Origin of the sequence: Acidiphilium sp. 20-67-58 (assembly GCF_002255515.1) — a bacterium.
GTDB lineage: Bacteria > Pseudomonadota > Alphaproteobacteria > Acetobacterales > Acetobacteraceae > Acidiphilium.
Map to the genome: position 1 here is coordinate 1 of NZ_NCAS01000072.1, position 4,864 is coordinate 4,864.

Genomic DNA, 4,864 nt, shown 5'->3' on the forward strand with positions numbered 1-4,864 from the left:
GGCCAAGGCCGGGCGAATCCGCACGCCGAGGCGGAAAAAGAGCCGATGACCGCAATCGACGACGCCGCCATTGTGCTGCTGCTGGCCCGCGCCTTGGCCGCTGCATCCGGGGAGGGGCGGGTTGCGACACCCGCCCTGCACGCCGCTTGCCGTGCTGCGTTCCCCGCCTGGAATGTCACGCCCGCCGAAATCGGGGCGATCCTCTCCGGTGCCGGCTGGAAGCCTCGCCAATGGCGGGAGAGGCGCGGAAATCCTGACAATCGGATGCGCGGATACATGCCGCCAATGCCGCAGGGGCAACGATGAGTGCCGAACCGCTTAACCGGTGCGCGCGCGTCTATATAGACGAAGGCGTGACGCGGCACCGCAGACCGGAGACCCGAAGATGACTGAAACATTGCGCGCCAAAATGGCCGCCAAGGCCGGCGGCGACGTTGTTCGCACCGCTTGCAGGAATGACCTGATTGCCGCCCGCCGCAAGCTCTATGCCGGCGCCAAGGCGGTTGACGCCGCGTTGAAGCTGGGCACGGATGAGATGATCGACGCCGCCCGCCCGCTTGTGGCCGCTGCACGGCTGTTACCGGATACCTGACGCCATGACCGAGGATCAGATCGAGATGGTCGCCCTGGTGGCCGTGGCAGCCGCCGCCGCTCTGGGAGACAACAAGATCAGCACCGCCCGCCTCTGGCAGCCGCCGCCGCTCTGGGAGACAACAAGATCAGCACCGCCCGCCTCGTTGCCGCGTGCCGCACGGTGCCGCAACTTTCCACTGTCACACGATTCGGAGTTGGCCGTGCCATGAAGGGCGCCGGCTTTCAACGGGCGCAATGGCGTGAGTTCGGTGCAAAGTGCTCATTCTGCTCGGATCGAGTGCGAGGATACCGCATCGAGCGTAGCCGCGAGGCGAAATTGTGTGACGAAAACGCAACAAAGGGATACAACCACGCGCGGGCGGGAGAGGTCCATGACTGACGCCGAGATTGCCGAACTGCGCCGCGTAGCCGAAAACCAGCTGGTGCGGCCATCTGAGCGGGTGGAGGCCCGGCGCAAGCTGGTGGAGATGGGCGCGATACCGGGCCGGCGGCTGTTCGGAGACGACAAGCGCCGCGCCCTATACGCCGCCCGCGACATGCTGCGCGAGATGGGCTTCGAGTAGCACCGCGCCGAACTGACGCCGCTGTTCACGCAGCGCCGCAAGGAGGCATACGAGGCGCTCCATCCCGAGACGAGGCATGGAACGCCGGGCGTAAGTCGCCAAGTTGGCGACACACATGCATCCGAAAGCCGCTTCACAGCCGACACCGCAGCCCGCACCGGCCAGTCAGAGCGCAGCGAGCACATTGCGGAATGGGTCAGGCTGACGGGTGAGAAGGTGGAAGGCGCAACTTGCGCCGGCCATCTTGATGCATCTGGTCGCCGTCGTTCGCCTCAACAAATGCCATCCGGCATCAACGCCGCCGCCCGCGAACTCGGCATCGATCGCACCGAGGCGCAGCGCACAAGCAGCACCCGCCCGGTTATCTCGCACTGCGTGGCGGGCCGCTCTGCGGCGATACGTGAGCCTGTAGAGGCGCCCTAGCCGGCGGAGCGGCAATGCTTCCGTCACCGCCTGGCGCTGGGCTGGGCGAGGCCGCAGGCCGGGCGCCGGCTTCCATGACGACGATGCCCGAAACCGCTTCCAGATCGAACGCCGGTCAATGCGCCATCGTCCTGCATCCTGCCGCCGGTCGAGGGCCGGTCATGTGGCGGCCGCCGCGCGCCGGATTGCACGCCAGTTATCGACCCAATAGGGGAGATATAGATAGCGGATGCGGCATAGATAATCGGCATATAAAGGCTATTTGGTTGCAATAAGGCATGAATTGACCGCGCATCACCCGAAAAACCGCAGAAAACCGCAAGGAACCGCAAGTGGGTTGCGGTTTTTCGAGGCCGCCAACTCGACTAAATACCTGCAATTTTTCCAAGCATGGCCTCAAAACCGCAGGAACCGCAGAAACCGCAGGGGGTGCCAATCGCCCGAAACCGCGCAAACCGCCTCTCTAGGCTAAACACAAATTAAAATAGGACAGTATTACTGTCATATTATATATCTTATAGATATAATCTGCGGTTTTTAGAACACCTTTCGATACATCCCGTCTAAGCCTTGGGAGTTTCAAACTCGCTATCGGGTTTGATGCGCGACGTCCATAGACGTCCTAGGAGATGCGCGCCTCGAATGTATCCGGATATGTGTATCCAAGATATATCATGATTTTGGAATATTGCTGATGAAATCTATGGATTTAGGAAGTGGGTGGCGGAGGGAGTGTCCGCCTTACCTTGTGATCCAGCCTTAGAAAGATGCAGGGATAAGCCAAGCATTAGAGCCAAAAGACGCCCATTAATGTCCATTGACGTCCGATCAGATACGGGATTATGGTGTATCCATGAAGGCCCGAGCATATAGCCGGACAGTTCGACGGAGAGTTTGACGTGAAGAGCCCAGCGACCACGGCACATAGACCCCCTGCGGTTTCTGCGGTTTTTGCGGTTCCTGAGTGTCGGACCAATGAAATCAATGGCTTAGGTGCCAAACAAAACCGCAAGTGGGTTGCGGTTCGGTTGCGGTTTTCTGCGGTTTTCTGCGGTTCGGGGTGCTGACGATGCCTCGCACCGTCTCAAAACGCTTGAACGCTCTCGCCATTACGAACGCGAACCGCGAGGGCAACCTGCACGATGGGGGCGGTTTGTATTTGCGCGTTCGGGCTGACGGCTCGAAAAGTTGGGCGTTCCGCTACACGATGGCTGGACGCAAGCATTGGATGAGCCTTGGCCCGCTCCGGGATGTATCCCTGAGTGAAGCCCGCGAGCAGGCCCGCCAGCTACGTAATCTTGTGCGGGATGGGTTCGATCCGCTCGCCCAGCGCCGCGAACGCCAGCACCTCGCCGCCGAGCAGACTGCCAGAACCTTCGATGCCGTCGCCGCGGCTTATGTCGAGGCGCATCGAGCCGAATGGTCAAACCCAAAGCACGCTCAACAGTGGGAGAACACGCTCGCCACCTACGCCAGTCCGATCATTGGAAAGCGGCCGGTAAGCGAGATCAGCCTGCTCGACGTCCGCCGGGTGCTCGATCCGATCTGGGCCGAAAAGCCGGAGACGGCTAGCCGGCTGCGCGGCCGCGTCGAGGCCGTGCTGGCATACGCGACGGTTCATGGCTGGCGAAGCGGCGACAATCCGGCCCGCTGGCCGGGCTTCCTCGATCAGATTTATGCACCGAAAGCGAAAGTGCGGGCGGTGAAGCATCACGCTGCGCTCGACTACCACGACATGCCGGCCTTCATGGCCGAACTGCGCGAGCGTGAAGCCGTTTCGGCGCGATGCCTAGAGTTCGCCATCCTGACGGCTACACGCTCCGGCGAGGCGCGCGGCGCCCGATGGGATGAGATCGACTTTGACGCAGCCGTGTGGGTGATCCCGGCGCCTCGAATGAAGATGAAAAAAGAACACCGCGTGCCGCTGGCTCCGCGTGCCGTCGAACTCCTGCGCGAGATGGCAGGCCGCTCTCCCCGCCGGGATGGGCTGATCTTCCCCGGCGGCGCACCCGGCAAACCCATGACAGACGTTGCGCTCGCCAAGGCCGTCGCTGTGCTGCGGCCGGGCTTCACGGCGCATGGGATGCGGTCATCGTTTCGCGATTGGGCTGCAGAGATGACCAGCTTCCCACGCGAGATCGCCGAGGTTGCGTTGGCGCATATCAACAAAGACCGCACAGAGGCGGCATACCAGCGCGGCGACCTGCTCGCGAAGCGGCGGCAGCTTATGGAAGCCTGGGCGAACTACTGCGCCGGGCTGGTCGAGGAATCTGAAAAGGTGGTGGCGATGCGCCGCGCCTAACTGATCCGTGCCGGCCGGATGCCGGCGAACCGGGAGTGCCGGAGCGGGATTGCAGCCCGCCCCGGCGATTGATCCCGAATATGGAAGGCTGAACCATGCAACGAGATCGAAAAAACCATACCACGAATCCGGCCACGAATGACAATCGGCCCCGCGTGCTGGTGCTGGACGTGGCCCGCCGGGCCGAAGCCCCCGCCCGCGACCTGGCGGCGATGGCGACGACCGCCAGCGAGCGGCGCCTCGTCGGCCTGATCCTTTCAGGTGCGATGCACCGGGCCGGGCTGGCATGAACCGCCGCCACACGCTCAAGGCCGCGATGGCAAGCGCCGCCGCCATCGTCGCCCCTGCGGTCGCTACCGCTGCCGGCAACCCGGACGCCGAGCTTATCGCCATGTGCGACCGGTTCGTGCTGCTGCAAGCTGAATATGAGGCAGCGTATAAGGTGCCCGACCTGACAATCGAAACCGAGGAACGGATCGACGCGCAGACGGCACCCCTCGAAGCCGAGACACAGGATCTGCTCGACCGCATCACCCGAATGAAGGCTGAGACGGCTTCCGGGGTGGCTGCCATTGCCCGCGCCGCCCATGCTTACGCCGATTCTCGCGAACTCGACCCGACCAACGAGCGGCTCTATCTCTGTGATCGGCTGAACGCTCTGCTTATCCGTGATGCTGGGAGGCTGGCATGAGCCGCCCCGTCAAGAGCGTGGTGGAACTCCGCGCAGCCGACGTAGACGACAGCACAAGCCGGATGCAGGACGCCGCCCGCGCCCTGCGGACGTTCGCGAGTGATCTTCCCGCCGCGCCTGACGAAAGCAGGCTTCGCTCCCTGCGCTGGCTGGCGGACGCTGTGGAGATGGAGGCCCACGTGCTGCGCGATAACTGGCAGAAATTCTGCGATGACGCGGGTATGAACTCAGACGAGAGGGCAGCATGACCCGCGCAGCCAAGCCCGGCTCGAACGCCACGCTGCGCGAGGC

The 4,864-nt window shown here is 63.1% G+C and carries 8 protein-coding genes; all 8 read left to right on the forward strand.

Annotated elements, in window-relative coordinates; all coding sequences use genetic code 11:
• Nucleotides 1-306, forward strand: a 306-nt coding sequence (locus B7Z76_RS15630; RefSeq protein WP_291345141.1) for a hypothetical protein, incomplete at its 5' end; no start/stop codon positions are given.
• A 103-nt stretch (nt 307-409) separates the two neighbouring features.
• Nucleotides 410-592 carry a hypothetical protein gene (locus B7Z76_RS15635; protein ID WP_291345142.1) on the forward strand — a complete coding sequence of 61 codons (183 nt, stop codon included), beginning with the start codon at nt 410-412 and terminating at the stop codon, nt 590-592.
• Between the two features lie 4 nt (nt 593-596).
• Nucleotides 597-803, forward strand: coding sequence for a hypothetical protein (locus B7Z76_RS15640; RefSeq protein ID WP_291345143.1), 207 nt, complete (start codon nt 597-599; stop codon nt 801-803).
• Nucleotides 804-965: 162 nt separating this feature from the next.
• Entirely contained in the window at nt 966-1,157 is a 192-nt protein-coding gene (locus B7Z76_RS15645; protein WP_291345144.1) for a hypothetical protein, read from the forward strand.
• A 1,516-nt stretch (nt 1,158-2,673) separates the two neighbouring features.
• Complete coding sequence (locus tag B7Z76_RS15650) at nt 2,674-3,882, forward strand: phage integrase central domain-containing protein (RefSeq protein ID WP_291345145.1); 1,209 nt, start codon at nt 2,674-2,676, stop codon at nt 3,880-3,882.
• Between the two features lie 95 nt (nt 3,883-3,977).
• The gene (locus tag B7Z76_RS15655) at nt 3,978-4,172 is read left to right on the forward strand and encodes a hypothetical protein (protein WP_043509207.1); all 195 of its coding nucleotides are present in this window, start codon (nt 3,978-3,980) and stop codon (nt 4,170-4,172) included.
• Nucleotides 4,169-4,573: a hypothetical protein gene (locus B7Z76_RS15660; protein WP_012039956.1), complete on the forward strand. Its 405-nt coding sequence runs from the start codon at nt 4,169-4,171 to the stop codon at nt 4,571-4,573. The genes B7Z76_RS15655 and B7Z76_RS15660 overlap by 4 nt, the downstream gene beginning before the upstream one ends.
• On the forward strand, nt 4,570-4,821 hold the full coding sequence (locus tag B7Z76_RS15665; protein ID WP_012039955.1) for a hypothetical protein: 252 nt from the start codon (nt 4,570-4,572) through the stop codon (nt 4,819-4,821). Before B7Z76_RS15660 ends, B7Z76_RS15665 begins: the two co-directional genes overlap by 4 nt.
• Nucleotides 4,822-4,864: the final 43 nt, after the last annotated feature.

Excerpts from the sequence above, each read along its gene's own strand:
- B7Z76_RS15635 (WP_291345142.1), top strand. The coding sequence starts at position 410 with ATGGCCGCCAAGGCCGGCGGCGACGTTGTTCGCACCGCTTGCAGGAAT.
- B7Z76_RS15655 (WP_043509207.1), top strand. The coding sequence starts at position 3,978 with ATGCAACGAGATCGAAAAAACCATACCACGAATCCGGCCACGAATGAC.
- B7Z76_RS15665 (WP_012039955.1), top strand. The coding sequence starts at position 4,570 with ATGAGCCGCCCCGTCAAGAGCGTGGTGGAACTCCGCGCAGCCGACGTA.
- B7Z76_RS15645 (WP_291345144.1), top strand. The coding sequence starts at position 966 with ATGACTGACGCCGAGATTGCCGAACTGCGCCGCGTAGCCGAAAACCAG.
- B7Z76_RS15660 (WP_012039956.1), top strand. The coding sequence starts at position 4,169 with ATGAACCGCCGCCACACGCTCAAGGCCGCGATGGCAAGCGCCGCCGCC.
- B7Z76_RS15640 (WP_291345143.1), top strand. The coding sequence starts at position 597 with ATGACCGAGGATCAGATCGAGATGGTCGCCCTGGTGGCCGTGGCAGCC.